This is a genomic window from Bordetella sp. 15P40C-2, assembly GCF_009763235.1.
In the GTDB taxonomy this organism is placed as follows: domain Bacteria; phylum Pseudomonadota; class Gammaproteobacteria; order Burkholderiales; family Burkholderiaceae_B; genus Bordetella_A.
The window spans coordinates 1-1,188 of the sequence record NZ_WSJA01000046.1 but is presented as its reverse complement, the minus strand read 5'-3'; the positions used below and the strand labels follow the sequence as shown (position 1 = coordinate 1,188).

Genomic DNA, 1,188 nt, shown 5'->3' with positions numbered 1-1,188 from the left:
GCTCAGGTGATAATTGAGGAAATCACCATGAGTTTGAAGATGGAAGACGACATCAAGCGTTGGACAGCCAAGCGCAAAAGTGCGTTGGTGCTGGACATCATCCAGGGCAAGACAACGGTGGCTGAAGCCAGTCGCGCCTATGACCTTTCGCCCTCAGAAGTCGAGAAGTGGATCGATGATGCCAAACGCGGCATGGAGAACGCCCTGCGGGCTAATCCGCTCGATGTCAAAGAGCAGTACGAGCGCCAGATCAAGGACTTGCAAGAGGCCTACGGCGAGGCGATGCTGGAGCTACGCGCCAGAAAAAAATTGCAGTCCCTGTTGGGCGAGGACGAGAAGTGATCGAGACGATCCGTCAGGGACTGAAAGAAGATGGCTTCATCGTCTCGATCTCCAAGCTGTGTCAATGGTTCGATATTCCCCGGCGCACGGTGTACTACAGACCGACGAAAGCGGCACCAAAGATCGATCCCAAGCTTGCCGAGCCGATCAAGGCGATGATCGAAGAGTCGCCATCGTTTGGCTATCGAACCGTGGCTCATCTGCTGGGATTGAACAAGAACACGGTGCAGCGGATCTTCCAGCTCAAGGGCTGGCAGGTCAAGAAACGACCCATCGGCTTTAGGCCTCGCATTCAGGCACTGCCATCAGTGGCTACCGCACCGAATGAGCGCTGGTCGACCGATCTGTGTCGGATCTGGGCCGGGCGTGATGGCTGGGCCACGCTGGCGCTGGTGATCGATTGCCATACCCGAGAGCTCTTGGGCTGGCACCTGTCTCGCAGCGGCAAGGCCAGCACGGCTGCCAGTGCGCTGGAGCATGCCTTGATTGCCCGCTTCGGTACCTTGGGGCGAGTGCCACAGGCGTTCCTGCTGAGGTCGGACAATGGCCTCGTTTTTACGTCTCGCAGCTACACAGCGCTGGTGCGCAGCTACGGGTTGCGCCAGGAGTTCATCACGCCGCACTGCCCGCAGCAGAATGGTATGGTCGAGCGAGTCATCAGAACGCTTAAAGAGCAATGTGCCCACCGGCACCGCTTCGAGACGATGCAGCATGCCAGCCGTGTCATCGGCGACTGGATAGGCTTCTACAACCATCGGCGCCCACACCAAGCCCTGGACATGAAAACCCCGGCTGAAGCATTCGCATTAGCCGCTTGAGCTGAGCAGGAACCGCTGGGTCATTACA

2 protein-coding genes are annotated in these 1,188 nt (G+C 58.2%); both read left to right on the top strand.

The window, feature by feature from the left end; genetic code table 11:
* Positions 1-27 precede the first annotated feature (27 nt).
* On the top strand, positions 28-342 hold the full coding sequence (locus tag GOQ25_RS17980; protein ID WP_160351859.1) for a DUF1153 domain-containing protein: 315 nt from the start codon (positions 28-30) through the stop codon (positions 340-342).
* On the top strand, positions 339-1,160 hold the full coding sequence (locus GOQ25_RS17975) for an IS3 family transposase (RefSeq protein WP_370519990.1): 822 nt from the start codon (positions 339-341) through the stop codon (positions 1,158-1,160). The genes GOQ25_RS17980 and GOQ25_RS17975 overlap by 4 nt, the downstream gene beginning before the upstream one ends.
* The last annotated feature ends 28 nt before the right edge of the window (positions 1,161-1,188 follow it).

What these genes read in the sequence shown, in the direction of transcription:
- GOQ25_RS17980 (WP_160351859.1), top strand. Translation starts at nt 28, where the DNA reads ATGAGTTTGAAGATGGAAGACGACATCAAGCGTTGGACAGCCAAGCGC.